We start from the raw sequence: 25,235 nt of genomic DNA, 5'->3' as shown, positions 1-25,235 counted from the left end.
GAAATACTTCCCGTTCAGGGACCGTGCAGTGGTGATTGCCGCCGATGCGACTCGAGTGGCCGCCCCGGCGTCCTCGCGGACCCCGTGGCAACTCGGAGAACTCTACACGACGTTCAGGGGTGCTTGCGCCGCCCCTTCGGGCCGCCCTTCGGGGCCCTGGCCGCCGGGTTGCCCGTGCGGGTGGTGCGGCGGCGCTCGTAGCGGGTGCGGGCCTCGTCGTACTCGGCCCTGTGGAGCTTCTCGCCCGGCGCCTCGACGAGGGACCGGAAGAAGTAGGCGAGCAGTGCGCCGATGAAGCCGATCATCAGGAGGTTGCGCATCGAGCGCTCGCGCGCCGTGTCCCTCGACTCCGCGTCCGGGCGTCGTACGAAGCTCTCCCACGTGCGGCGGAACGCGATGGCGCTGCACACGGCGAAGGCCACGACGACCATGGCGTTGACCAGGCCGCCCACCTTCGCGATGGCCAGGCCCTCGTAGCCGAGGCGCAGGACGAAGGCGCCCGCCGCGGCCGCGGCCAGCGAGCCCAGCGCGACGCCGGCCCGCCGGAGGGCGTAGCCGCCGTCGTGGTCGACCCAGGTCGTACCGAAGAACCGGATCGGCTCCGGCCGTGGGGCGGTCGCTGCCTGGTGCTCATCGCTCATACGTCGATTATCGCCACCGGACACCGTCCGCCCCGGGAGGGCTCAGCCGGAGCAGGGGGCGGCGACGTAGCCGCTGCTGCCCGTCTTCACATACGCGTCGGATACGTACTGGCCCGGCGCGATGCAGTCCCAGACGTCGGTGGTGCCGCAGGGGCCGGAGACGGTTTCGCCCCGGGTCTGGCAGCGGATCGGCACGCTGGAACCCGTCGGGAGGACCTTGACCAGCTCGCTGTCGGTGCTCGGGCCCCGGCGGACGTTGACCTGGTGGCCGGGTGCGATCGCGTAATACGTCATGGTGCTCTCCCCCGTGAGGTGAATGACATGTGCAGGCTAGCAACGCGCGGCACGCCTCCCGGGTCCCGGCTGTCCCATCGATTAGGCTCCGCAGGCGCCGAAATCGGCCGATTGACACAGGTGACACGGGGGTGGGGGCATGCCGCCGCTGCGCAGTGCCGGGACGGGCCCGGAAGCGGACGATCCGGAGCAGGCGGGGCAGTACCGGCTCGAGGGGCGTCTCGGTTCCGGCGGCATGGGTGTGGTGCACCTGGCGCGCTCGGCCTCGGGGCTGCGGCTCGCGGTCAAGGTGGTGCACGCCGAATACGCGGCGGATCCCGAGTTCAGGGCGCGGTTCCGGCAGGAGGTCGCGGCGGCGCGGCGGGTGAGCGGCGCGTTCACGGCGCCCGTCGTCGATGCCGATCCGGACGGCGAGCGGCCCTGGATGGCCACCCTCTACATCCCCGGCCCCACGCTGTCCGAGCGGGTGAAGCGGAACGGTCCGCTGAGCCCGGACGAGGTGCGGCGGCTGACGGCCGGGCTCGCGGAGGCGCTGCGGGACATCCACCGCGCCGGGGTGGTGCACCGGGATCTGAAGCCGAGCAACGTGCTGCTCGCCGAGGACGGGCCGAAGGTCATCGACTTCGGCATCTCCCGCCCGTACGACAGTGAGCTGCGCACCGAGACCGGGAAGCTCATCGGCACGCCGCCCTTCATGGCGCCGGAGCAGTTCCAGCGCCCGCGCGAGGTGGGGCCGGCGGCGGACGTGTTCGCGCTGGCGTCGTTGCTGGTGCACGCGGCGACGGGGCGGGGGCCGTTCGAGTCGGAGAGTCCGTACATCGTCGCGTATCAGGTGGTGCACGACGAGCCGGATCTGACGGGCGTGCCCGAGGACCTCGTCCCGCTGATCCGCGCCTGTCTGGCGAAGGAGCCCGCCGACCGGCCGACCCCCGACGTGATCATGGGGATGGTGCCGCTCGCCCCCTCGTCGCCGTCCGCCTCGCCGTCCGGCTCGTCGTCCGCACTGCCGGCGCAGCGCGTGTCGTCGGCCGGGCCTGCGGAGCCGCTCGACAGTGCGCGCATCGCCGATGAGCCGCACGGCACCCCCTCCGGCCCGCGTCGTTCGCGGCTTCCGCGGGCCCGTTGGCTCGCCGTGGCCGCTGCGGCCGTCGTGGCGCTGGGGGTGGGAGGGACGTGGGCGGTGCATCAGGTCGACGGGCTGGGCAGGCAGCCGCTGCAGACGCGGCCCAATCCCGCCGGGTCCGCGTGGCAGCCGTGGGAGACGTCCGTACCCGCGGACGCCGCGGGGAGCGGCGAGGTGCGCGCGGGTTTCTGTACGTACGCGTCGGGCGCCCTCTACTGCTCCGCGCGCGGGGTGCACGCGGCCCGGATCGATGCCGCCGACGGCAAGGTGGCGTGGCGGCGGGCGGCCACCGCGCAGCGGCCGGGCGGGGGTGCGCCGAGCGCGCCCTTCGTCTCCGGCGGGCTGATCCACGCGCTCTCCCCGGACAAGCGGGAGCTGTCGGCGCTCGACCCCGCCACCGGTGAGCCGCGCTGGACGCGTGATGTGTCGGCGTTCGGCGGGCGGATCTACCACGCGGGCGACACGGTGCTGCTGGTCGCGGCGGACGGCACGGTCACGGCCGTCGACGGCGGGACGAACCGGCAGCTCTGGCGGCACGCCCTGCCCGGTGGCATCAAGCCCGTCTTCTCCTTCTACGGCAGCGGGCCCGCCTACGCCGTCGCGGCCGCGCCCGACGGCCGGCGGACCGCGGTCGTCGCCATCGACGCCGTGCGCGGCTCGACGCTGTGGCAGTGGACCGGGGACGGCAATCTGACCACGGTCGGCACCGGGCCGCAGGACGCCCTCTATCTCACCGAGAGCGACTCCCATACGCGCGTCTCGGCGGTCGTCCGGTACGCCCCGGGCATCGGGCGGGAGCGCAGGGTGCCGCTCTCCACGCCCCTCGAGGCCACGAGCGTCGTGGCGAAGGGCGACTCGGTCTATCTGCTGTCCTCGGACGGGGGGCTGACCGCGCTGAACACGAACAGGTCGGTGGCCGACTGGCGGCTGGAGACGTCCGTGGCCAACGCTTCGGCGCTCGTGGCGGGCGAGAAGCGGCTGTACTTCTCCGCCGCCGACGGCCGGCTGCTGGCCGTGGACACGACGCAGGGCACCCTGCTCGGACAGACGTCGCCCCGCCTGGCGAGGGCCGGGCGGGGCTTGCTGGAGCTGCTCCCGGCGCCGGTGGTGGCGGACGGGAAGGTGTTCGGGGCGGCGCCGGACGGGACGGTGTTCGCGGTGAACGGGCTCAACCCCGCCGGGTGGCGGTAGGCACCGCGCCGCGCGCGGTGCCTACGAGTGCCGGACGGGCCGGTCCTCGGCCGGCCGGGATCACGGGCCGGTCCTCGGTCGGCCGGAATCGCCGGCGTCAGCCGAGCTTGCTGACGTCGCGGACCGCGCCCTTGTCGGCGCTGGTGGCCATGGCCGCGTAGGCGCGCAGCGCCGCCGAAACCTTGCGCTCGCGGTTCTTCGGGGCGTACGTGCCACCGAGCGCCTCGCGGCGGGCCGTCAGTTCGGCGTCGGGGACGAGGAGTTCGATCGAGCGGTTGGGGATGTCGATGCGGATGCGGTCGCCGTCCTCGACGAGCGCGATGGTGCCGCCGGAGGCTGCCTCGGGCGAGGCGTGGCCGATCGACAGGCCCGAGGTGCCGCCGGAGAAGCGGCCGTCGGTGACCAGGGCGCAGGTCTTGCCCAGGCCGCGGCCCTTGAGGAAGGACGTGGGGTAGAGCATTTCCTGCATGCCGGGGCCGCCGCGCGGGCCCTCGTAGCGGATGACGACGACGTCGCCTTCCTTGACGGCCTTGGAGAGGATCTTCTCGACGGCCTCGTCCTGCGATTCGCAGACCACTGCCGGGCCCTCGAAGGTCCAGATGGACTCGTCGACGCCGGCGGTCTTCACGACGCAGCCGTCGACGGCCAGATTGCCCTTGAGGACGGCCAGTCCGCCGTCCTTGGAGTAGGCGTGCTCGACGGAGCGGATGCAGCCGCCGGCCGCGTCCACGTCGAGGGACTCCCAGCGCTCGGACTGCGAGAAGGCGGTGGCGGAGCGGACGCAGCCGGGGGCGGCGTGCCACAGCTCGACGGCCTCGGCGGAGGGGGAGCCTCCGCGCACGTCCCAGGTCTTGAGCCAGTCGGCGAGCGTGGCGGAGTGGACGGTGTGGACGTCCTCGTTGAGGAGTCCGCCGCGGTAGAGCTCGCCCAGGATGGCGGGGATGCCGCCGGCGCGGTGGACGTCCTCCATGTAGTACGTGCCGCCGGGGGCGACGTTGGGGGCGACCTTGGCGAGGCAGGGGACGCGGCGCGAGACGGCGTCGATGTCGGTCAGGTCGTAGTCGAGCTCGGCCTCCTGGGCGGCGGCGAGCAGGTGCAGGATCGTGTTGGTGGAGCCGCCCATGGCGATGTCGAGGGCCATGGCGTTCTCGAAGGCCGCACGGGTGGCGATGTTGCGCGGCAGGACGGACTCGTCGCCCTGCTCGTAGTGGCGCTTGGTGATCTCGACGACGGTGCGGCCGGCGTTCTCGTACAGGGCCTTGCGGGCGGTGTGGGTGGCGAGCACCGAGCCGTTGCCGGGCAGGGACAGTCCGATGGCCTCGGTGAGGCAGTTCATCGAGTTGGCGGTGAACATGCCGGAACAGGACCCGCAGGTCGGGCAGGCGTTCTCCTCGATGCGCAGGACGTCCTCGTCCGAGACGTTCTCGTTGACGGCGTCCACGATGGCGTTGATCAGGTCCAGCTTGCGGACGGTGCCGTCCACGAGCGTGGCCTGGCCGGCCTCCATCGGGCCGCCGGAGACGAAGACGGTGGGGATGTTCAGGCGCAGGGCGGCCATGAGCATGCCCGGCGTGATCTTGTCGCAGTTGGAGATGCAGATCAGCGCGTCGGCGCAATGGGCCTCGGCCATGTATTCGACCGAGTCGGCGATCAGGTCGCGGGAGGGTAGCGAGTAGAGCATGCCGGCGTGGCCCATGGCGATGCCGTCGTCGACGGCGATGGTGTTGAACTCGCGCGGGATGCCGCCCGCGGCCTTGATGGCCTCGGAGACGATCCGGCCGACCGGCTGCAGGTGGGTGTGGCCGGGCACGAATTCGGTGAAGCTGTTGGCCACCGCGATGATCGGCTTGCCGAAGTCCTCGCGCTCTACGCCCGCGGCCCGCAGAAGGGCTCGCGCGCCCGCCATGTTGCGGCCGTGGGTGACGGTGCGGGACCTCAGCTCGGGCATCCTGCTCCACTCCTCGAATCCTGTGACCGGGAACTCTGGCATTCTCCGGGGTCTCCGAGCCTACGCCGGTGATCCAAGATCCGGACAGGGTTTCCGGGATGCGAGACGCAGGGCGGTGCGCCGGCCGGGTCCGCCGGGAGGGTGGGTTCAGGCGCCCGTCAGGTGGCGCTGCACGGCCGGGCCCGTCATGGCGACGAGCTGTTCGAGGTCCGCGGACGCCAGGGGTTCGATCTTGATGACGTAGCGCAGCATGGCCACGCCGACCAGCTGTGCCGCCGCCAGCTCGGAGCGCAGCTGGGCGTCGGGGCCGCCGCCCAGCTCGGCGGCGATGCGCAGCATGACCCTGCTGGCCATCAGGTCGCGGAAGATCCCGGCCGCGGTTTCGTTGGCCACGGCCGACCGGAGGATGGCGAGGAACGGCTCGCGGGTGACCGGGTCCTCCCACATGCCCAGGACGAAGCGGGCCAGTCGCTCCCCCGCGCCTTCCGGGCCGCCCTCGACGAGGGCGTCGGGCGCGCCGAAGGCGGGGGCGGCGGCCGCTTCCACGGCTGCGGCGAAGATCTGTTCCTTCGGGCCGAAGTAGTGGTGCACCAGCGCGGGGTCGACGCCGGCGCCCTTGGCTATGCCCCGGATGGAGGCCTTGTCGTAGCCGTGCTCGGCGAACTCGGCGCGGGCGGCCGTGAGGATGCGCTCGCGCGCGCCGGGGCCGCTTCCGGCGTCCGTACGGGCGGGGCGGCCGCGCTTCTTCGGGGCCGGGGGGCGGGCTGCGGGCTCGGTCATGGTCTCGGCACGCCCGTCGGGGAGGCGAGGTGCAGGCGAGTGAAGGCCAGGGCCTCGGCCAGGTCGGCCTCGCGCTCGGCGGCCGACATGGCGCGCCGGGTGTTGACCTCGATCACGACGTGGCCGTCGAAGCCGCTGACCGCGAGACGTTCCAGCAGCTCGGCGCAGGGCTGTTTGCCGCGCCCGGGGACGAGGTGCTCGTCCTTGGCGGAGCCGTTGCCGTCGGCGAGGTGGATGTGGGCGAGCCGGTCGCCCATCCGGTCGACCATCTGGAGGGCGTCCGTCCGGGCGGTCGCCGTGTGGGACAGGTCGACGGTGAAGTGGCGGTAGTCGTCCTTGGTGACGTCCCAGTCGGGCGCGTAGGCGAGCATCTCGCGGTCGCGGTAGCGCCAGGGGTACATGTTCTCCACGGCGAACCTGACGTCGGTCTCGTTCGCCATCCGCCACACGCCGCGGACGAAGTCGCGCGCGTACGAGCGCTGCCACCGGAACGGCGGGTGCACCACGACGGTCGTCGCGCCGAGCTTCTCGGCGGCGGCGCGGGCGCGCTGGAGCTTGACCCAGGGGTCCGTCGACCAGACGCGCTGTGTGATGAGCAGACAAGGGGCGTGCACGGCCAGGATGGGCACCCGGTGGTAGTCGGACAGGCGACGCAGCGCGTCGATGTCCTGACTGACCGGGTCGGTCCACACCATGACCTCGACACCGTCGTATCCCAGACGAGCGGCGATCTCGAAGGCCGTCGCCGTCGACTCGGGGTAGACCGATGCAGTGGACAGGGCGATCTTCGCATCCGGAATGCGCACCACTGGCTCTGTCACGAGGGACAGCGTATGCCCGCCCCTCCGGCGGCGGGCAGGTGGTCTCGCAAGCGGGGCATGCGTGATCCGTCACGCCGGGCCGCCGCACCGGCCGTCCCGCCGCGGCGGCGCGCGCCCTGGGCCCGCGCGCCGCGCGTACCGGCGCTCGCCGTGGGCGGGCGCGCGTCACGTCGTGGGCAGGTGGTCCAGCCGGCGCAGGATGACGCCTTCGCGCAGCGCCCAGGGGCAGATCTCCACTTCGTCCAGCCCGTACAGGTCCAGCGCCGCCTCCGCGACGAGCGCGCCCGCGAGCAGCTGGCGCGCCCGCCCCTCCGACACGCCGGGCAGCCCGGCGCGCTGCTTGGCGCTCATGCCGGCGAGGCGCGGCACCCACTCCTCCAGGGCCTGGCGGTCGAGGGTGCGCTGGACGTAGAGGCCTTCGGCGGTGCGGGCGGCGCCGGCGATCCTGGCGAGCTGCTTGAAGGTCTTGGAGGTGGCGACGGTGTGGTCGGGGGTGCCGTGCCGCGCGAAGAGGCCGACGTTGCGGGCGATCTCCGCACGGACGTGGCGGCGCAGCGCCCGTACCTCCGTGGGGTCGGGCGGGTCGCCGGGGAGCCACCCGGAGGTGAGGCGGCCGGCGCCCAGGGGGAGGGAGACGGCGACGTCCGGCTCCTCGTCGAGGCCGTAGGCCATCTCCAGGGAACCGCCCCCGATGTCGAGCACAAGGAGCTTTCCGGCCGACCATCCGAACCAGCGGCGGGTGGCCAGGAAGGTGAGCCGGGCCTCCTCGGGGCCGGAGAGCACCGAGAGGGTGACGCCGGTCTCCTCCTGGACGCGGGCGAGGACGGCGTCGACGTTGGTGGCCTCGCGGACCGCGGAGGTCGCGAAGGGGAGGACCTCCTCGACGCCCTTGTCCTCGGCGGCCTGGAGGGCGTCGTGGATGGTCGCGATCAGCTTCTCCACGCCGGCGTCGCTTATCGCGCCGCCCTCGTCGAGCAGTTCGGCCAGGCGCAGCTCGGCCTTGTGGGAGTGGGCCGGCAGCGGGCGGGCACCGGGGTGCGCGTCGACCACCAGCAGGTGGACCGTATTCGAACCCACGTCGAGGACACCGAGTCTCATGGCCTGAACGCTACTGCTGCCCCTCGGGGCACTTACGCTTGAGGGGTGGCGAAGACGAAGAAGGCCAAACCGGACAAAGCGCGGGGCGCGGGTTCGGCGGGCTCGAAGAACAAGGTGAAAAGCGCTCCCGACGAGGTGGGGCTGGACTTCGCCCGCGCCTGGGTGGAGTTCCCCGACCCGGCGGACGAGGAGCAGATCTTCCGCTGTGACCTGACCTGGCTGACCTCCCGCTGGACCTGCATCTTCGGCAGCGGCTGCCAGGGCATCAAGGCGGGCCGCGCCGACGACGGCTGCTGCACGCTCGGTGCGCACTTCTCCGACGAGGAGGACGAGCAGCGCGTCGCGGGGCACGTGGCCCGGCTCACGCCGGACATCTGGCAGTTCCACGACGTGGGCGCGGAGTCCGGGTGGACGCAGCTCGACGACGACGGCGAGCGGCAGACCCGCCGCTGGCAGGGCTCCTGCATCTTCCAGAACCGCCCGGGCTTCGCCGGCGGCGCCGGCTGCTCGCTGCACATCCTGGCGCTGCGCGAGGGCCGCGAGCCGCTGGAGACCAAGCCCGACGTGTGCTGGCAGCTGCCGGTGCGGCGGACGTACGACTGGATCGACCGGCCCGACGACACCCAGGTGCTGCAGGTCACGATCGGCGAGTACGACCGGCGCGGCTGGGGCCCGGGCGGCCACGACCTGCACTGGTGGTGCACGTCGGCGCGGTCCGCGCACGGTGCCGGTGAGCCGGTGTACGTGACGTACCGGGCGGAGCTGATCGAGCTCATGGGCAAGAAGGGGTACGCGCGGCTGGTGGAGCTGTGCGAGGAGCGCATGGCCGCGCTGCTGCCGATGGCTCCGCACCCCGCCGACGCCCGCTGACGGCTCGCCGCCGCGAGCCGGCCGCGCCGACTGCTCAGCCCGTGCCGGCCGCTCAGCCCGTGCGCGTCGGTGCCGGGGCGGGCGCCGGACCGGTCGGAGCGGGGGGCGGTGTGCTCGGGTGGGCCGACGGCGGTGACGGCTGGGGGGTCGCGCCACGTCCCTCGATCGTCACCACGCTGCCGCCGGGCGCGATGGCCACGCGGGCGCTCCAGTGCCCGGCCGGCTCCCGGGCGTGGTCCACCTGCACCGTGACGGTCACGGACTGGCCCGGGTACAGCACCCCGCCCGGCTGGCTCAGCCGCAGCCAGGGCGCGTCGGCCGACATCGACCAGCTGACGGGCTCGCCGCCGGCGGCGGTGAGCGTGATGAGCGTGGCGGTGCCGCTGGGCTGTGCCTCGACCGTGAGCCGCCCGGGACCCGTGACCCGTCCGGGCCCGGCCGGCCGGGCGGCCGCACCGGCACCCGCCGGGGGCGTGGGCCCCACCGCGGGAGGCACGGGCACCGGCCTGCCGTCGGGGCCGAGGACGGCGACGGAGACGTCGGCGAACCGGTGGTCCACCGTCGCGGGCGTGCCGGAGCCGGCGCCGGTGGAGCTGTGGGTGGGGCCCGAGGGGCCGTAGGGGGCCGCGTACGGGTCGTCGTACGAGCCCTCGCGCGTGCTGCCGCCCAGGCTGTCGGTCTCCGTGGCGGACACCGAGGCCGCGTCCTGCCCCTCGCCGAGCGGCCCGCCGCGGTACGCGGCCCACAGCGCCAGCAGGGGCGCGGCGACGACGGTGGCCACGACGGTGGTCGTCACGGCCCGGGTGCGCAGCCGGCTGCGGCGGGCGGCGCGGTCCTTGGGGGCGAGCGGGAAGCCGCCGCGGTCGAAACGGGGGGTGACCGCGCGCCGGCGCTGGGGCCGTGGGCCCAGGGCGTGCCGCAGGGCGGCATGCGCCGCCGGCCAGGGCGCTTCCAGTACGGGCAGGGCGGCGTTGGACGCGGCGGTGCCGGGCCAGGGCTCCCCGGCGTTGGCGCGCTCGGCGGTGCGGCGGCAGTCGGCGCACTCGTCCACATGGCGCACGAGCTCGCGCCGGAGCGTGGCCCCCAGCAGTACTTCGGTGTCGCCCGCGAACCGGGAGACGACCGGACATCGCCCGGACTCCACGACGGCGAGGGCGGTGCGGGTGCGCTCGACCTCGCAGGCCGCGCTGGAGAGCAGGGCGCGCGTGGCGTCGTGGTCCAGGCGCAGCACGGCGGCGACCTCGTGGGGGGCGAGCCCGTGGCGGACGGCCAGTTCCAGCGCCTCGCGCTGTTCGGCAGTGGTGCCGGCGGCCTCGGGCCAGACGAGCAGGGCCAGTTCCGCGCGGCCCCGGGCGTCGGCGCCGCCGGAGTCCCCGGACCTGCCGCCGGCGCCGCGCTCGCCGAGCCTGCGCAGGCACTCCCAGCGGGCCAGGGCGTACAGCCAGGCGCGCTGCGCCTCCTCGGCGACGGGGGCGCGGTCGGTGCGGCGCTCGGCGAGGGCGAGGGCCTCGCCGAGGGCGGCGACGGCGGCGTCGTGGTCGCACAGGACGGACAGGCAGTAGGTGAACAGGCCGTCGAGGTGGGGTTCGTAGCGTGCGGGCGGGCAGGCGCCGCCTTCGGCGTCGCGGCTCTCCTCGGCGGGGTGATCGGGGGCGGTGTTCTCCCCGGCGGTGTTCTCTTCGGCAGCGGCTTCTTCGACGGCGGTCTCGACGGCGTTCTCGACGGCGGTCTCAAGGGGGGTCTCGACGGCGTTCCGGACGGCGGAGTCCGAGAGGGCTGTGGTGTCGGCGGGCTGGGCCGCGCGCGGCGCACGGCGGGATGCGCGGTGCGCGCCGGTGGCATGCGTGGGGGGCTCGGGCCTGCTCGTCATCATCCCGGCGACGGTAGGCGGATGGCGCGCCCCCGTCCGCCCCGCTCCCGCAGCTTTAACCCATACGGGTGACTCTCTCCCTCAAAAGGGGACAGGAGCCGCACATTCCGCGCTCACCGCACCGGATGACACGTACTGACGAACGATGCCGGACCGGGCCGGGCGGACGACGCCGGCCGGGCACTGTCAGTGGCCACCGTTACGGTGTCCGCATGGCTGCTGCCCGTACCTCCCGCTCGTCCGCCAAGGACCGGCCCTCCTACCGCTGCACCGAGTGCGGCTGGACCACCGCCAAGTGGCTCGGCCGCTGCCCCGAGTGCCAGGCGTGGGGCACGGTGGAGGAGTTCGGCGCGCCCGCCGTCCGTACGACCGCGCCCGGCCGGGTGACCTCCGCCGCGCTGCCGATCGCGCAGGTGGACGGCCGCCAGGCGACCGCGCGCGGCACGGGCGTGCCCGAGCTGGACCGGGTGCTGGGCGGCGGGCTCGTGCCCGGCGCGGTGGTGCTGCTGGCGGGCGAGCCCGGTGTCGGCAAGTCGACCCTGCTGCTGGACGTGGCGGCCCGCGCGGCGTCCGAGGAGCACCGCACCCTCTATGTGACGGGCGAGGAGTCCGCGAGCCAGGTCCGGCTGCGCGCCGACCGGATCGGCGCGCTCTCCGAGCACCTCTATCTGGCCGCCGAGACCGATCTGTCCGCCGTCCTCGGCCATCTGGACACCGTGAAGCCGTCCCTGCTGGTCATGGACTCCGTCCAGACCGTGGCCTCCCCCGAGATCGACGGCGCGCCCGGCGGCATGGCCCAGGTGCGCGAGGTCGCGGGCGCCCTCATCAGGGCCTCCAAGGAGCGCGGCATGTCCACGCTGCTGGTCGGCCACGTCACCAAGGACGGCGCGATCGCGGGCCCCCGCCTGCTGGAGCACCTGGTGGACGTCGTGCTGCACTTCGAGGGCGACCGGCACGCCCGCCTCCGCCTCGTGCGCGGGGTGAAGAACCGCTACGGGGCCACCGACGAGGTCGGCTGCTTCGAGCTGCACGACGAGGGCATCACCGGCCTGACCGACCCCAGCGGCCTGTTCCTGACCCGTCGCGCCGAGCCGGTGCCCGGCACTTGTCTGACGGTCACCCTGGAGGGCCGTCGCCCGCTGGTGGCGGAGGTGCAGGCGCTGACGGTCGACTCGCAGATCCCCTCCCCGCGCCGCACCACCTCCGGCCTGGAGACCTCCCGTGTGTCGATGATGCTCGCCGTTCTGGAGCAGCGCGGCCGGATCAGCGCCCTCGGCAAGCGGGACATCTACAGCGCCACGGTCGGCGGGGTGAAGCTCTCCGAGCCCGCCGCCGACCTCGCCATCGCGCTCGCCCTGGCCAGCGCCGCCAGCGACACCCCGCTGCCGAAGAACCTGGTGGCCATCGGCGAGGTGGGCCTCGCGGGCGAGGTCAGACGGGTGACGGGCGTGCAGCGGCGGCTGGCCGAGGCCGCCCGGCTGGGCTTCACCCACGCCCTCGTGCCGGCCGATCCGGGCAAGATCCCCAGTGGCATGCGGGTCCTGGAGGTCGCGGACATAGGCGAGGCGCTGCGCGTGCTGCCCGGCCGCCCCCAACGCGAGAAGCGCGAGAAGAAGGAGAAGCGGACGGAGGGCGGGCGCGAGGCCATGGCCGGACCCCGACCTGAGGAGAGCTGAGGACAGCCCCCTAATAGGCTGGGCGCCAGTAGACTTTGCCCTGGTCCCGCCCGTACGTACACACCGTCGTACGCGACGCACACGGCGTGCACGACGGCGTACACGACAGCAGGGCGGCCTGCGGCACCGTTGACCTTGCGACCGGAGGAGTGCAGTGGCAGCCAACGACCGGGCATCGGGCCCCGGCAAGGCCGGAAGCGGCTCCGGTGGCTCCGGCGTCGACGGGCTGATGCGCGCCTCGCTGAGCGCCGTCGCGCCCGGCACGGCCCTGCGCGACGGCCTCGAGCGCGTCCTGCGCGGCAATACGGGCGGGCTCATCGTCCTCGGCATGGACAAGACCGTCGAGCAGATGTGCACGGGCGGATTCGTCCTGGACGTCGAGTTCACCGCCACCCGCCTGCGCGAGCTGTGCAAGCTGGACGGCGCGCTGATCATCGACAAGGACATCTCCAAGATCGTGCGGGCGGGCGTCCAGCTCTACCCGGACGCCTCGATCCCCACCGAGGAGACCGGCACCCGGCACCGCACCGCCCAGCGCGCGTCGATCCAGTCCGGCTTCCCCGTGGTCTCGGTCAGCCAGTCGATGCGGCTGATCGCGCTGTACGTGGGCGGCGAGCGCCGCGTGCTGGAGGAGTCGGGCGCGATCCTCTCCCGCGCCAACCAGGCGCTGGCCACCCTCGAGCGCTACAAGCTCCGCCTCGACGAGGTCGCGGGCACGCTTTCCGCGCTGGAGATCGAGGACCTGGTCACCGTCCGGGACGTCACGGCCGTCTCGCAGCGGCTGGAGATGGTGCGCCGCATCGCCACGGAGATCGCGGAGTACGTGGTCGAGCTGGGCACCGACGGCCGGCTGCTCTCGCTCCAGCTGGACGAGTTGATCGCCGGCGTCGAGCCCGAGCGCGAGCTGGTCGTGCGGGACTACGTCCCCGAGCCGACCGCCAAGCGCACCCGCACGGTCGCGGAGGCCCTCGCCGAGCTGGACTCCCTCACCCACGCCGAGCTCCTCGAACTGCCCATCGTGGCAAGGGCCCTGGGCTACAGCGGCTCCCCCGAGACGCTGGACTCCGCCGTCTCGCCGCGCGGCTACCGCCTGCTGGCGAAGGTGCCCCGGCTGCCCGGCGCCATCATCGAGCGGCTCGTGGACCACTTCGGGGGCCTGCAGAAGCTGCTCGCCGCGAGCGTGGACGACCTGCAGACGGTCGACGGCGTCGGCGAGGCCCGCGCCCGTTCGGTCCGCGAGGGGCTCTCGCGCCTGGCGGAGTCGTCGATCCTCGAGCGGTACGTGTAAGCGGTACGCGTAGGAGAAAACGTCAGATATGGGTGAGGCCCCGCACCAGCGGGGCCTCACCCATATCCATTCCGTTCCGCGGCCCCTCAGGTCCGTTCCAGGACGAACTCCGCGCGCTCGGTGACGCCCGCCACCTTCACCTCGACCTTGTACTCGCCCGCCGCGGCCGCGGCGCTGCCGGACGGCGTCGCACAGCGCGGGGCGCTGCGCTTGCGGTCCCACTCCAGCGTGCGCTTGGTCTCGCCCGAGCCCGGTACCTCGAAGAGCACGGCGCCGGTGCCGCGGGGGCAGTCGTCGGACGCCCACACGTGTTCCTCGCCCTTGCTGTCCGTGATCTTCAGCAGGGCCGCGCCGGCACCGAAGTTCACCTTGCAGGCGCTGCCACCGGAGTTCCGCACCACGAGTTCGAACTTCGGCTTCTCGTCCGGCCGGTAGGCGCTCTTGACGCTGCGTACCGACACCTTCACGGAACCTGACGTGCAGTCGGGCAGGCTCGATCCGGCCGCGACCGGCTTGCCTTCGCCGGTCACCGACAGCCCGGCGCCGCCGCCGAAGCCGCCTGCCGCGCCGGCCGCGCCCCCGGCACCGCCGCCCGTACCGGCGCCGCCGGAACCACCGCCCGTACCGCCGCCGGCGCCACCTCCGCCGTTGCCCGAATCGTCGCGCCCGCCCGGTCGTTGACTGATGTGCGGGCCGGAGGGCGTCGGGCCGGGTGTGATGGTGGTGTCCGCCGAGCCCTTGCCGTCGGAGGCCTCGCTCTGGGAGCCCTCGGAACCGTCACCACCCCCCAGGGCGAACATCCACACCATCAGCAGTACGAGGAGGCCGAGCAGGCCAAGCGCAACTGCCCTCCGCCGCCAGTAGATGGAGGAGGGAAGCGGCCCGATCGGATTGCGCAGAGATCCCACGCGAAGACTCTACGAGAGATCGGCCCGGGCACCAGCCAGTACCCGCCGTAGGAGTGCCTGCTTTTCTCATCATCTACCCGCAAGCCGGACGGTTGGAGCAGGGCATTCCGCAGCTGCGGGCGGCCGGAACGCGCGGCGTGTGTACGGCGCAAGTACGACGGTTTCAGGCCGAAAACGGGCGTGGCCACTCGGTCTTGTGCCCGAAACCGCGGCCGTTGTCGACCAGGCGCAGCCAGTCGGGCCGCAACTCCCACACTCCGGCACGGTCCATGGCCTGACGGAGCCGCTCGGTGCTTTCCACGTAGGGGAAGCGCGCGCTGTACGCCTGCCATGCCGTCTCACGGTCGGTGCCTTCCAGCAGGCGGCAGGCGCCGCGGCCCTGAATGCCGGTCAGCTCGGTCCAGTCCTGGCCGTCGCGCTGTGCGGTGAAGGCGACGCGTGCGTCGCCGGAGAGGAAGGCGCGGCCGTGCCGGGTGCCGGGGGAGGTGACGAAGACGAGGGTGGGCACGGGATGCCGTCCGTCGGCCGGCCGCCGGTCGGCGAGCGCGTAGAGCACGGCGCACGCCTGGGGTCCGTCCTTGTCCGCGTACGCCAGGGTCAGGGTGGTGTGCGCTGCGAGGGCCGCCCTGATTTCGGTCGGGAGCGTCTCCGTCGGGGTCATGCGATCAGCGTAGGCAGATTCCCTGTGCGGCGGTTCGGGGGGCCTCGGTCACCCCGTGCCGGCAGACGGTCCCCGTCCCGGGCAGAGTCACGGAGAGCGCCGGTCGTGCGGGCCGGTTGGCCCGTACGGTCACCCGATCGGGGCGGACCGGGGCGGCCATGGCCGACGCGGGCCCGGCGCGTTTCCCCGGTCCGGCGCGGGCATGCCAGGATCGGAGTGTCATGACTGCGATGCCTGCCACCACGCCCCAGACGTCCACCCTCCTGCACGCCCCGGTGATCGACTGGTTCGGCGTGCACGCCCGCGATCTGCCCTGGCGCCGCCCGGAGGCCGGGCCGTGGGGGGTGATGGTCAGCGAGTTCATGCTGCAGCAGACCCCGGTGAGCCGGGTGCTGCCGGTGTACGAGCAGTGGCTGGCCCGCTGGCCGCGCCCCGCCGACCTGGCCGCCGAGGCGCCCGGCGAGGCGGTCCGCGCCTGGGGGCGGCTGGGCTATCCGCGCCGGGCGCTGCGGCTGCACGCGGCCGCCTCGGCGATCACCGAGCGGCACGGCGGCGAGGTGCCGCACGACCACGCCAAGCTGCTGGCGCTGCCGGGCGTCGGCGAGTACACGGCGGCGGCGGTGGCCTCGTTCGCGTACGGGCAGCGGCACGCGGTCCTCGACACGAACGTCCGCCGGGTCTTCGCGCGCGCCGTGAGCGGCGCCCAGTACCCGCCGAACGCCACGACGGCCGCCGAGCGCAGGCTCGCCCGGGCGCTGCTGCCCGAGGACGAGGCGGTCGCCGCCCGCTGGGCCGCGGCCACGATGGAGCTGGGGGCACTGGTCTGCACGGCCCGCACGCCCGGCTGCGGGCGCTGCCCGATCGCCGCGGAGTGCGCCTGGCTGGCCGCCGGGTCGCCGGCCCACGACGGGCCGCCCCGCCGCGGCCAGACCTACGCCGGCACGGACCGGCAGGTGCGCGGCAAGCTGCTGGCCGTGCTGCGCGAGGCCGTCGCGCCGGTGCCGCAGGCGGCGCTGGACGCGGTGTGGCACGAACCGGTGCAGCGGGCCCGTGCCCTGGACGGGCTCGTCGCGGATGGTCTGGTCGAGCCGCTGGCGGACGGCATGTACCGGCTGCCGCTGACCTAGGTACGCGGCGTACGGCCGGCGCATGGAGCGCTCACACATTTGTCATACGAAGCCGTCGCGGCACACCGTCCGACGCCCTTCGAAACGGACAGAGCCGCTCTTTCCCCGATCTATCCGCCGGGCTGTTACACAACCTATGGACAGCTGTGCACCAGCCGAAGGGCTGCCGCACATCACGTCGCAACAGCTCCTCCGTAGCGTCCTACCCGTGCTGGAGGACCACCAGCGTGGCGCGGGGAACGCAAGCGGAATGGAGGCTGCGAGTATGGCCAGCAGCGGCAAGGTTCTGGACTTCGAAGAGTACGTGCGCAACCGTCAGGACGCCCTCCTGCGCAGCGCCCGGCGCCTGGTCCCGGACCCCATCGACGCCCAGGACCTCCTCCAGACCGCTCTCGTCCGCACGTACGGCCGCTGGGACGGCATAGCGGACAAGTCGCTGGCCGACGCCTATCTGCGCCGCGTCATGATCAACACCCGTACGGAGTGGTGGCGCGCCCGCAAGCTCGACGAGGTGCCCACCGAGCAGCTCCCCGACGCCAGCGTCGAGGACGGCACCGAGCAGCACGCCGACCGCGCCCTGCTGATGGACGTCCTCGGCGTCCTGGCGCCCAAGCAGCGCAGCGTCGTCGTCCTGCGACACTGGGAGCAGATGAGCACCGAGGAGACCGCGGAGGCGCTCGGCATGTCGACCGGCACGGTCAAGAGCACGCTGCACCGGGCCCTGGCCCGGCTGCGCCAGGAGCTGGAGAGCCGCGACCTGGACTTCCACGCCCTCGAGCGGGTCGACCGGAAGCAGGAACGGTGCGCGGCCTGAGCAGGGCGTCCGGCGTCAGGCCGGCTCTGATCACCGGTGGCGCGGTCTCCGCAATGGCCGCGACCGCCGGTCTTCTGCTTGCCGGGTGCAGTGCGAGCAGCGACGGCGTGCGCAAGGAGGGGCCCGCGCAGACCCAGTCCGCCGCGAAGGCCGCCACGCGGACCCCCTCGGCGACGGCCACCCCGGCGCAGGGGAAGGTCGACGCCATCAAGCTGATCAAGGCGGACCCCAAGGTCAGCGATCAGATCAAGAAGAACCTCAAGCCCTGTGTGAAGAACGACTACCCCGTCGACGTGATCTACGGGCAGCTGACCGGGGCGTCTCGTTCCGACATCGTGGTGAACCTTCTGACGTGCGGCGACTCCATAGGCATCGGGTCGTATGTGTACCGTCCCAAGGGTGACTCGTACGAGAATGTGTTCGCGGCCGAGCAATCCCCCGTCTATGCCGACATCGACCGGCGTGATCTCGTGATCACCAAGCAGGTCTACGCCCCGGGGGACGCCGTCTGCTGCGCCTCGGGAGAGGATGTCCTGACCTACCACTGGTCGGACGGCGCCTTCCGGGAGTCCGGACGCACGCACACCGACTACGGCAAGGTCGGGAACAAGGGAACGGAGGGCTGAGGGCAGCGTGGCCGATACGCATGTGCTCTTCGTCGAGGACGACGACGTCATCCGGGAGGCGACCCAGCTCGCGCTCGAGCGCGACGGCTTCGCCGTGACCGCGGTGCCGGACGGGCTGCTGGGGCTGGAGAGCTTCCGCGCCCGGCGGCCGGACATCGCGCTGCTGGACGTGATGGTTCCGGGACTGGACGGGGTCAGCCTGTGCCGCCGGATCCGCGACGAGTCGACCGTACCCGTGATCATGCTCTCGGCCCGGGCCGACTCCATCGACGTCGTCCTCGGCCTGGAGGCCGGCGCCGACGACTACGTGACCAAGCCCTTCGACGGCGCCGTGCTCGTCGCCCGGATACGGGCCGTGCTGCGCCGCTTCGGGCACGCCAGCGGCGCGGCCGGCGGCGGGTCGGCCGCGGAGGACGGCGAGGGCATCGAGGGCGGGCTGCTGCGCTTCGGCGACCTGGAGGTCGACACCGAGGGCATGGAGGTCCGCAAGGCCGGCACGCCCGTGGCCCTCACCCCCACCGAGATGCGGCTGCTGCTGGAGTTCTCCGCCGCGCCGGGCACCGTGCTCTCCCGCGACCGGCTGCTGGAGCGGGTCTGGGACTACGGCTGGGGCGGCGACACCCGCGTCGTGGACGTGCATGTGCAGCGGCTGCGCGGCAAGATCGGCCAGGACCGCATCGAGACGGTCCGCGGCTTCGGCTACAAGCTCCGGGGCTGACCTTCCGTGTCGGTGAAACCCGTGGTCGTCCCGTGGTGAAGCTCGCGCTCCGCACCGGTCTGCGCTGGAAGGTCAGCCTGGCCATCGCGGGCGTCGGCGCGCTCGTGGCCGTCGCGCTCAGCCTCGTCGTCCACAACGCGGCCCGCGTCTCCATGCTCAACAGCAGCCGCGACCAGATGGACGACCGGGTCCAGATCGCCCAGCGCTACTACGAGTCCACCGGCGGCAAGCTGATGCTCCGCGCGAAGGTGGACGACCCCGCGCTGCCCAAGCCGCTGCGCGACGCCGCCGACCTGGGGCTGCGCGCCACCTACCTGCAGGACAGCGGCAACGGCGCCCCCGAGGTGTGGGCCTCGACTCCGCTGCGCAACGGCAAGATCCTCTCGATCCACACCCGCTTCAAGGACCGCTACGACATCCTCAACGACCTCGACCGGGCCCTGATCATCGGCTCGGTCTCGGTCGTCCTCGGCGGCTGCGCCCTGGGCATCCTCGTCGGCGGCCAGCTCTCGCGGCGGCTGCGCAAGGCCGCCACGGCCGCCCGCAAGCTCGCGGACGGCGATCCGGACGTACGCGTGCGCGACGCCATCGGCGGCCGGGTGCGCGACGAGACGGACGACCTCGCGCGCGCCGTCGACGGCATGGCCGAGGCCCTGCGCGACCGCCTGGAGGCCGAGCGCCGGGTCACCGCCGACATCGCCCACGAGCTGCGGACGCCCGTCACCGGCCTGCTGACCGCGGCCGAGCTGCTGCCGCCGGGCCGCCCGACCGAGCTCGTACGGGACCGGGCACAGGCCATGCGCACGCTGGTCGAGGACGTGCTGGAGGTCGCCCGGCTGGACAGCTTCGCCGAGCGGGCCGAGATGCAGGACATCGAGCTCGGCGAGTTCGTGCTGCGGCGGGTGCGGGCGGCGGCCCCGGACGCCGAGGTCAGGATCGCCCGGAGCGCCTACGTCTCCACCGACCCGCGCCGCCTCGAGCGCATCCTGGGCAATCTGCTGGCCAACGCCGCCAAGCACGGCAAGGGCCCGGTGGAGGTCAGGCTCGAGGGCCGGGTGCTGCGGGTGCGCGACCACGGGCCCGGCTTCCCGGAGGAGCTGCTCCAGGAGGGCCCGAGCCGCTTCCGCACCGGCAGCAAGGACCGCGCCGGCAAGGGCCACGGCCTGGGCCTGACCATCGCGGCCGGCCAGGCCCGCGTCCTGGGCGCCCGGCTGACCTTCCGCAACGCCGACCCGGAGGTGGAGGGCGGCACCGGCGCGATCGCCGTGCTGTGGCTGCCGGAGTCGTCCCCGACGAGCACGGGGAGCTTCCCGATCATCCAGGTGCCGGACTAGCCGCCCCGGCGGTCACCTCACATCGGGTCCACGCACTCGCCCCAGGCCTGCTCGGTGTCCAGCCGCTCACGGCGCTGGGTGAGCGAGAACCAGTTGCCGGAGTCGTCCCGCAGGATCGCCTCGGTGCCGTACGGGCGCTCCTGCGGCTCCTGGAGGAACTCCACGCCCTTGGACCTCAGCAGCTCGTAGTCCCGCCGGACGTCGTCGGTGCTGAGCACTCCGGCGCCCAGGACGCCGCGGGCGACGAGCTCCTTCATGGCCTCGGCCGACTCCGCGTCCAGCCCCGGCGGGCCCGGGACCATCAGCGTCAGCTCGACGTCGGGCTGGGCCTCGGCGCCGACGGTGAGCCAGCGCATGCCGTCGTCGCCGCCGATGGTCATGTCGGTGCGGACCTCGAGACCGAGCTTGTCGGTGTAGAACTCCTTCGCCCGGTCCTGGTCGAGGACCCAGACCGTGGTGATCGCGATTCCCTTGATCATGACTGGCTCCGTCCGTGCCGCTGCCCGTGGAACGTCTGCCGCACGACCACCGTAGGCACGGCCGGCGGCAGTCGGCTTCCCGAGCGGCGCGGACCCCGGCGCCGGGCACGACGAAGCCGGCGCACCGCGGGAAGCGGTGCACCGGCTCGTGGGTTCGTCAGGGGCCCGTCAGGGCTCCGTCAGAGGGCTCCGTCGGATGACCCCGTCAGAGGGTCTCGCCGTGGGCCTTGAGGAAGGCGACCGGCTCGATGGCGGTGCCGTAGTTCGGGGTCGTACGGATCTCGAAGTGCAGGTGGGGGCCGGAGGAGTTGCCGGTGGAGCCGGACAGGCCGATGACCTGGCCGGTGGACACGCTCTGGCCGACCGAGACCTTCACCTGCGAAAGGTGGGCGTACTGCGAATACGTGTTGTTGTCGTGCTTGATCACGATGGCGTTGCCGTACGCCGGACCGTCGCCGCCGCCGTTGGGGCCAGCCTTGACGACCGTACCGCCGTGCACGGACATCACGGCCGTGCCGGAGTTGACGACCAGGTCCTGGCCGCTGTGCTTGGCGGCCCACATGGCGCCGGCCTTACCGAAGGGCTGACCGACCTGGTAGTCGGCGAGCGGGGCGACCCAGGCGTCGGCGCGGTTGCGCGAGGCCTCGGCCTTCTTACGGTTCTCCTCGGCCTGCTTGCGCAGGTCCTCGGCACGCTTGGCGGCCTCCTGCTTGGCCTGCTCGGCGGCCTGCTTCTCCTTCTCCGCCACCTTCAGCTGGGTCGCGGCCTGCGCGTTCAGCGCGTCGTCCAGCGTCGCGACGGACGCGAACGCGGGGAACTCGGCCACAGCAGCCGTGGTGTCGGCAGCGAGCGCGACCCCGGAACCGAGCGCGACCGATGCTCCCAGGCCGGCGGCCACCATGGCGGCGGTGCGGACACGGAAGGCGGTCTTGCTCGAGTTACGGAAAGCGGTGCGCTTCGACATACGGATAAACCTCCAGGCATAAACAGGTCCCGGCTACGAGCCGGGATCGCCATACCTTGGTAACCAGCGCTTCCAGGGGCTGTCGAGTGGCCCATTTACTAGCGCACGCCGTAAGTGGGGAAACGCTTCGGAGATCGACTCCTGGCGATTTCCGGCGGAATTCAATGGAAATCCCGAGATCGAATTCTCCCTACCCCGCCTAGTAGTGCCGGAAAGCCCTGTGCGCCATGTCACCGCGGAGGCCGCTCCGACGCCCGTTTCCCGGGCTGCGGACCCAAGATCGGCGGTACGCTCCGGGCGACGGATGCGTACACAACGTGCGGGGGGTCTCGCGGTGAGCAACGGTTTCGAGGAGATAGAGCTGGCGGAGGCGGTACGGGCGATCCGCACGGGCCTGACCGCCGCGGCGGCGGCCGGGGCCGGCGAGGACCTCGCCTTCGACGTCGGTGACATCGCGCTGGAGTTCACGGTCGAGCTGCGCCGCGACGCCAAGGCCGGCGGCAAGGTGAAGGCCTGGATCGTCGAAGGCGGCACGGACGTCTCGCGCGGCTCGGCCCGCACCCACAGGGTGGCGTTCACGCTGACGCCGAAGGACCGGCGCACGGGCGACGGCTGGAAGGTCGGCAACGACCGGCCGGCGGGGCTGTCGGGGTTCGGCTCGGCCGGCACCGAGCAGTGAGGCCACGCACCCGGTCCGTGGAGGACCGGCTGGTGGCGGTCCTCGGGGCCCAGCAGGGCAGCGGGGTGCTCCTGACGCCACGGCTGGTGCTGACGGCGTCGCACGTAGTCGGGCGGGAGGTGTTCGCGGACGTAGCCGTGCCGGGCCGGGGCTCTGCAGTGCCCTGCACCATCGTCTGGTCCGGGGATCCCCGGTACTGCGACGCCGCGCTCCTGCATGCCTCGAGCGACTTGGTGCGCGAAGGCAGCCTGCCGAAACTGCGATGGGGCGCCCTTACCGAGCACCAAGCGGTGCGCGGCTGCCAGGTGCTGGGCTTCCCGCAGGTCCAGCGGTACGGGGCCAACGAGATCGAAGCCGTGCAGGTGCTGGGGGATCTCATGCCCCTGTCGGGCCGGCTGCGCGGCCGCTACGTCCTGCGCACCGAACACCACCCGCCGCAGCCGGTGCACGACGGCTCCCCGTGGGCAGGCCTGTCAGGCGGCCCCGTCTTCGCGGGCCCCGTACTCCTGGGCATCGCGACGGAGGACCCCAAGGGCTGGGGCCACTCCGCGATCGATGTCGTGCCCCTCAGCACCCTTCACGCCGACAGTAGGTTCGCCGTGACGCTGGAACGGCGTTGGCCCGACGCGCCCGTGCTGGAGCAGCTGCAGATGGCCGATCCCGCCGACCTCGCCCACGAGACGCGGTACGCCAAGGCGGTCAAGGCCCGCTACAGCCGCATGGAGGTCTTCGGCCTCGACGACCTCGGTACGAACGAGAACAGCTGGGACCTGGACACCGCCTACCTGAGCCTGCAAGCACTGGCACCCGGCGCCCACGGCCAGGACAGTGCCTACCTCCGCCCCGAACGGCAGCGCATCGAGGAAGTCCTGGCCTCACGGCCGAGGAGCGTCCTCCGGGGCGAGGCAGGTGCCGGGAAGACGACGCTCGTGTGGTGGCTGGCCTCCCATGCCGTCTGCCGGACCATGCCGAAGGAGCTCAAGGCGCTCGACGGGCTGATCCCTTTCGTGATTCCCATGCGCAGTCTGGCCGCCCAGGGCATCACCACGCCCACCCCGGCCCAGCTCCCCACCATCGCCCAGCTCCAGGTGGACGAGGCGCCCAGCGGCTGGGCGGGGCGTGTCCTCGAAGCCGGCCGGGCCCTGCTCCTCGTCGACGGCCTGGACGAGCTGCCGCGGGCCGAGCGCGGCCCGGCGCGCAGATGGCTCGCCGACCTGCTGCGGATGTACCCGGACACACGTTGCCTGGTGACCGTACGACCGCTCGCGGTCGAGCACTCCTGGCTGGCCTCCGAGGGCTTCGAGGAACTCCAGCTCCTGCCCATGAGCAACAAAGACATCCAGTCGTTCGTCACCGCCTGGCACAAGGCTGCCCGCCTGGAGTGCGACGGCTACCCGGACGCCCTGCGTGCCGAGCACGAACGCACGCGGCTCACCGCACTCGAGAGGGACCTCTCGCAGGAGTTCCAGCGCAACGCCGGTCTGCGCGACCTGGCCCGTACGCCGCTCCTGTGTGCTGTGATCTGCGCCCTCCACCGCCGCCGCAGCGGCCTGCTGCCACGCACGCGCTGGCACCTGTACGAGGCCGCGCTGGCCATGCTGCTCGGCAACCGGGACGCGTATCGCCGTGTCGGCAGCCCCGAGGGCATAGCCCTGGACGTCGAGGACAGCCAGCAGCTCCTGCAACGGATCGCCGTCTGGCTGGTCCGCAATGGGCGTGCCGAGCTCTCGCACGAACAGGCGGTCCGCCAATTGGAGTCGGCGATGCGAGGCCTGCGCAAGGTCCGCGATCAAGGCACGACGGAACAGGTCCTGACGCATTTGCTCAATCGCAGCGGACTTCTGCAGGAGCGCGCGGCAGATTCTCTCCAGTTCATTCACCGGACTTTCCAGGACTATCTCGCCGCCAAGGAATTCCAAGAGAGCGACAGCCTGTACGAACTACTGTGCCATGCAACGGAGGAACAGTGGCAGGACGTCATCCGCCTGGTCATCGGCCATTGCGGGCGCAAGGAGGTCAAGCAGATCGTCGCCGGACTCATCGCCGATGGCGATGTCGCCCCCACCCGGGCGGCGCAGTGGCCACTGCGCACGCTGGCCGTCGAGTGCGCCGCGGGCGCGGCCTATCTCGATGACAACCAGCACGACGCGGTGTGGGACGGACTGGCGGCATTGGGGGCGCCGAAGAGCAAGCCGGAAGCAGAACGGCTCGCCGCGCTCGGCCCGGACGTCCTCCGCATTCTCCCGGGACCTGACGGGCTCCCCGACCGGGAAGCCCGGCTGGTGGTGGAGGTCCTGACCTCCTTGGGAGCCAAGGCCGCTCTTCTTCTCGGGAAGTACGGGCAACACAAATCGGAGGGTGTCCGTTCGCGAGTGGTGGATGCCTGGCCGCGCATGGATGCACAGTCCTACGCGAGCGAAGTGCTCTCGCGCATGCGGCTCGATGACCTCGCGGTCATCGTGTCGACATCCGAGCAGCTCGGCCAACTTCACCGTCTGGGGCCGATCAGCCTCCTGGCAGTCAGGGGGGACTACACCCCGCATCACCTTGGTCAGGCACTGGTGCGCCAAGGCTTCGGGGCACTGACACTCATGGACAACCATGCACTGACGGATGTGGGCTTCCTCGCTGATCAACCACAGCTCACGGGCCTGTCGATCATGAGATGCCGACAGCTGCGCGACATCTCTGCTCTTGCCGGTTCAGGGCTGGAGCACCTGAAGCTGGATGCGCGGGGGCTTTCCTCCGGATCCCTGGCCCTCGTGTCCGGCCTTTCGCGCCTGACCTCTCTGTCGCTCGACGAACTGCCGCACGGCAGTCTGCCCCCTCCCCACCCCGGCGTTCAAGAGCTCTCGATCTCCACAGCGGCGGTCCAATTGCGACTGCACGAGATCGAAGCGTGGGAAGAGCTCGCCCATCTGGAGGTCCTTGACCCCGTCGCGACGCCAGAAGAGCTGAACCGGCTGGCCGACTGCCCAAAGCTCCACACGGTCGATCTGGTCCTGTCGGACATCAGCGAGCTGAAGGCTGTGAAACCGCTGGTGGGCATAACCGCTGTGTCCCTGACGCTGACGAAGGGCAGCTTGGTGGACGCCACCGTCTTCCACGTCTTCCCCGACGTCGACACCCTCCACCTCAGCGCCAGTGAGAGAAGCCGTCCCCTGCAGCTGGACCTCACCGATGCCCCCGTCCCGTCGACGCGCCTGGAGATCTTCACCTACTCCCCCTGCAAGGACGTACGCGGCCTGGAACGCTTCGACGGCCGGATCGAGCTCCATGACGAGACCTACATCCTGAATCCCCGCTGAGAAACGCCGACGGCCCC

At 72.4% G+C, this 25,235-nt stretch carries 22 protein-coding genes; 11 read left to right on the top strand and 11 right to left on the bottom strand.

The genetic code is table 11. From position 1 onward, the window contains the following. Positions 1-113: 113 nt before the first annotated feature. Both ACIGXW_RS25305 and ACIGXW_RS25300 read right to left on the bottom strand, forming a co-directional pair. A complete protein-coding gene (locus ACIGXW_RS25305; RefSeq protein WP_071962352.1) occupies positions 114-641 on the bottom strand; it encodes a hypothetical protein in 528 nt (175 codons plus the stop codon). A gap of 42 nt (positions 642-683) precedes the next feature. Then, on the bottom strand, positions 684-935 hold the full coding sequence (locus ACIGXW_RS25300; protein WP_360915913.1) for an SH3 domain-containing protein: 252 nt from the start codon (positions 933-935) through the stop codon (positions 684-686). Between the two features lie 139 nt (positions 936-1,074). On the opposite strand from ACIGXW_RS25300, the gene ACIGXW_RS25295 reads away from it, so the two are divergent. After that, positions 1,075-3,249, top strand: a complete 2,175-nt coding sequence (locus ACIGXW_RS25295; RefSeq protein ID WP_399575107.1) for a serine/threonine-protein kinase — start codon at positions 1,075-1,077, stop codon at positions 3,247-3,249. A 97-nt stretch (positions 3,250-3,346) separates the two neighbouring features. Here the strand turns inward: ACIGXW_RS25295 and ilvD are convergent, their stop codons facing one another. The 4 genes from ilvD to ACIGXW_RS25275 all read right to left on the bottom strand — a co-directional run bounded on the left by ilvD (position 3,347) and on the right by ACIGXW_RS25275 (position 7,896). Beyond that, positions 3,347-5,197: a dihydroxy-acid dehydratase gene (gene ilvD / locus ACIGXW_RS25290; protein WP_399575106.1), complete on the bottom strand. Its 1,851-nt coding sequence runs from the start codon at positions 5,195-5,197 to the stop codon at positions 3,347-3,349. 147 nt (positions 5,198-5,344) lie between these two features. Continuing rightward, entirely contained in the window at positions 5,345-5,977 is a 633-nt protein-coding gene (locus ACIGXW_RS25285) for a TetR family transcriptional regulator (RefSeq protein ID WP_399575105.1), read from the bottom strand. Then, positions 5,974-6,798 (bottom strand): sugar phosphate isomerase/epimerase, encoded by an 825-nt coding sequence (locus ACIGXW_RS25280; protein WP_071962347.1) that lies wholly within the window; start codon positions 6,796-6,798, stop codon positions 5,974-5,976. Before ACIGXW_RS25280 ends, ACIGXW_RS25285 begins: the two co-directional genes overlap by 4 nt. A 165-nt stretch (positions 6,799-6,963) precedes the next feature. Next, on the bottom strand, positions 6,964-7,896 hold the full coding sequence (locus ACIGXW_RS25275) for a Ppx/GppA phosphatase family protein (RefSeq protein WP_071962360.1): 933 nt from the start codon (positions 7,894-7,896) through the stop codon (positions 6,964-6,966). 45 nt (positions 7,897-7,941) lie between these two features. Here ACIGXW_RS25275 and ACIGXW_RS25270 point away from each other — a divergent pair, with 45 nt between their 5' ends. After that, positions 7,942-8,766, top strand: coding sequence for a hypothetical protein (locus tag ACIGXW_RS25270; RefSeq protein WP_399575104.1), 825 nt, complete (start codon positions 7,942-7,944; stop codon positions 8,764-8,766). Positions 8,767-8,818: 52 nt separating this feature from the next. On the opposite strand, the gene ACIGXW_RS25265 is transcribed toward ACIGXW_RS25270, so the two are convergent. Continuing rightward, positions 8,819-10,639: a sigma-70 family RNA polymerase sigma factor gene (locus tag ACIGXW_RS25265; RefSeq protein WP_399575103.1), complete on the bottom strand. Its 1,821-nt coding sequence runs from the start codon at positions 10,637-10,639 to the stop codon at positions 8,819-8,821. A 209-nt stretch (positions 10,640-10,848) separates the two neighbouring features. Between ACIGXW_RS25265 and radA the strand changes: the two genes are divergently transcribed. Continuing rightward, on the top strand, positions 10,849-12,312 hold the full coding sequence (gene radA, locus ACIGXW_RS25260; RefSeq protein ID WP_360915892.1) for a DNA repair protein RadA: 1,464 nt from the start codon (positions 10,849-10,851) through the stop codon (positions 12,310-12,312). Positions 12,313-12,466: 154 nt separating this feature from the next. Next, positions 12,467-13,600 (top strand): DNA integrity scanning diadenylate cyclase DisA, encoded by a 1,134-nt coding sequence (disA, locus tag ACIGXW_RS25255; RefSeq protein ID WP_399575102.1) that lies wholly within the window; start codon positions 12,467-12,469, stop codon positions 13,598-13,600. A gap of 86 nt (positions 13,601-13,686) precedes the next feature. Here the strand turns inward: disA and ACIGXW_RS25250 are convergent, their stop codons facing one another. Further along, positions 13,687-14,508, bottom strand: coding sequence for a hypothetical protein (locus ACIGXW_RS25250; RefSeq protein WP_399575101.1), 822 nt, complete (start codon positions 14,506-14,508; stop codon positions 13,687-13,689). A gap of 163 nt (positions 14,509-14,671) precedes the next feature. Then, positions 14,672-15,169, bottom strand: a complete 498-nt coding sequence (locus tag ACIGXW_RS25245) for a pyridoxamine 5'-phosphate oxidase family protein (protein WP_399575100.1) — start codon at positions 15,167-15,169, stop codon at positions 14,672-14,674. A gap of 221 nt (positions 15,170-15,390) precedes the next feature. On the opposite strand from ACIGXW_RS25245, the gene ACIGXW_RS25240 reads away from it, so the two are divergent. From ACIGXW_RS25240 to cseC, 5 genes are all read left to right on the top strand, one after another. Next, a complete protein-coding gene (locus ACIGXW_RS25240; protein WP_071962343.1) occupies positions 15,391-16,296 on the top strand; it encodes an A/G-specific adenine glycosylase in 906 nt (301 codons plus the stop codon). A 265-nt stretch (positions 16,297-16,561) separates the two neighbouring features. After that, positions 16,562-17,110 carry a SigE family RNA polymerase sigma factor gene (locus ACIGXW_RS25235; protein WP_104531556.1) on the top strand — a complete coding sequence of 183 codons (549 nt, stop codon included), beginning with the start codon at positions 16,562-16,564 and terminating at the stop codon, positions 17,108-17,110. After that, entirely contained in the window at positions 17,098-17,736 is a 639-nt protein-coding gene (locus ACIGXW_RS25230; protein WP_399575099.1) for a hypothetical protein, read from the top strand. The genes ACIGXW_RS25235 and ACIGXW_RS25230 overlap by 13 nt, the downstream gene beginning before the upstream one ends. 7 nt (positions 17,737-17,743) lie before the next feature. After that, positions 17,744-18,454, top strand: a complete 711-nt coding sequence (gene cseB, locus ACIGXW_RS25225; protein WP_071962340.1) for a two-component system response regulator CseB — start codon at positions 17,744-17,746, stop codon at positions 18,452-18,454. 32 nt (positions 18,455-18,486) lie between these two features. After that, positions 18,487-19,788, top strand: a complete 1,302-nt coding sequence (gene cseC / locus ACIGXW_RS25220) for a two-component system sensor histidine kinase CseC (protein ID WP_071962339.1) — start codon at positions 18,487-18,489, stop codon at positions 19,786-19,788. Between the two features lie 17 nt (positions 19,789-19,805). Here cseC and ACIGXW_RS25215 read toward each other — a convergent pair whose 3' ends face one another. Both ACIGXW_RS25215 and ACIGXW_RS25210 read right to left on the bottom strand, forming a co-directional pair. Next, on the bottom strand, positions 19,806-20,267 hold the full coding sequence (locus ACIGXW_RS25215) for a VOC family protein (protein WP_071962338.1): 462 nt from the start codon (positions 20,265-20,267) through the stop codon (positions 19,806-19,808). Between the two features lie 205 nt (positions 20,268-20,472). Further along, on the bottom strand, positions 20,473-21,231 hold the full coding sequence (locus tag ACIGXW_RS25210; protein WP_399575098.1) for a M23 family metallopeptidase: 759 nt from the start codon (positions 21,229-21,231) through the stop codon (positions 20,473-20,475). A gap of 334 nt (positions 21,232-21,565) precedes the next feature. Here ACIGXW_RS25210 and ACIGXW_RS25205 point away from each other — a divergent pair, with 334 nt between their 5' ends. Beyond that, positions 21,566-21,910, top strand: a complete 345-nt coding sequence (locus ACIGXW_RS25205) for a trypco2 family protein (RefSeq protein ID WP_399575097.1) — start codon at positions 21,566-21,568, stop codon at positions 21,908-21,910. Then, positions 21,907-25,218, top strand: a complete 3,312-nt coding sequence (locus ACIGXW_RS25200; RefSeq protein WP_399575096.1) for an NACHT domain-containing protein — start codon at positions 21,907-21,909, stop codon at positions 25,216-25,218. The genes ACIGXW_RS25205 and ACIGXW_RS25200 overlap by 4 nt, the downstream gene beginning before the upstream one ends. The last annotated feature ends 17 nt before the right edge of the window (positions 25,219-25,235 follow it).

Source organism: Streptomyces sp. NPDC053079 (assembly GCF_044546695.1).
In the GTDB taxonomy this organism is placed as follows: domain Bacteria; phylum Actinomycetota; class Actinomycetes; order Streptomycetales; family Streptomycetaceae; genus Streptomyces.
This window is presented reverse-complemented; position numbering and strand designations above follow the sequence as displayed.

Bases quoted from the DNA above. Each gene is read 5' to 3' on its own strand.
- ACIGXW_RS25305 (WP_071962352.1), bottom strand. From the start codon at position 641: ATGAGCGATGAGCACCAGGCAGCGACCGCCCCACGGCCGGAGCCGATC.
- ACIGXW_RS25300 (WP_360915913.1), bottom strand. From the start codon at position 935: ATGACGTATTACGCGATCGCACCCGGCCACCAGGTCAACGTCCGCCGG.
- ACIGXW_RS25295 (WP_399575107.1), top strand. From the start codon at position 1,075: ATGCCGCCGCTGCGCAGTGCCGGGACGGGCCCGGAAGCGGACGATCCG.
- ilvD (WP_399575106.1), bottom strand. From the start codon at position 5,197: ATGCCCGAGCTGAGGTCCCGCACCGTCACCCACGGCCGCAACATGGCG.
- ACIGXW_RS25285 (WP_399575105.1), bottom strand. From the start codon at position 5,977: ATGACCGAGCCCGCAGCCCGCCCCCCGGCCCCGAAGAAGCGCGGCCGC.
- ACIGXW_RS25275 (WP_071962360.1), bottom strand. From the start codon at position 7,896: ATGAGACTCGGTGTCCTCGACGTGGGTTCGAATACGGTCCACCTGCTG.
- ACIGXW_RS25265 (WP_399575103.1), bottom strand. From the start codon at position 10,639: ATGATGACGAGCAGGCCCGAGCCCCCCACGCATGCCACCGGCGCGCAC.
- radA (WP_360915892.1), top strand. From the start codon at position 10,849: ATGGCTGCTGCCCGTACCTCCCGCTCGTCCGCCAAGGACCGGCCCTCC.
- ACIGXW_RS25245 (WP_399575100.1), bottom strand. From the start codon at position 15,169: ATGACCCCGACGGAGACGCTCCCGACCGAAATCAGGGCGGCCCTCGCA.
- ACIGXW_RS25240 (WP_071962343.1), top strand. From the start codon at position 15,391: ATGACTGCGATGCCTGCCACCACGCCCCAGACGTCCACCCTCCTGCAC.
- ACIGXW_RS25235 (WP_104531556.1), top strand. From the start codon at position 16,562: ATGGCCAGCAGCGGCAAGGTTCTGGACTTCGAAGAGTACGTGCGCAAC.
- ACIGXW_RS25215 (WP_071962338.1), bottom strand. From the start codon at position 20,267: ATGATCAAGGGAATCGCGATCACCACGGTCTGGGTCCTCGACCAGGAC.
- ACIGXW_RS25210 (WP_399575098.1), bottom strand. From the start codon at position 21,231: ATGTCGAAGCGCACCGCTTTCCGTAACTCGAGCAAGACCGCCTTCCGT.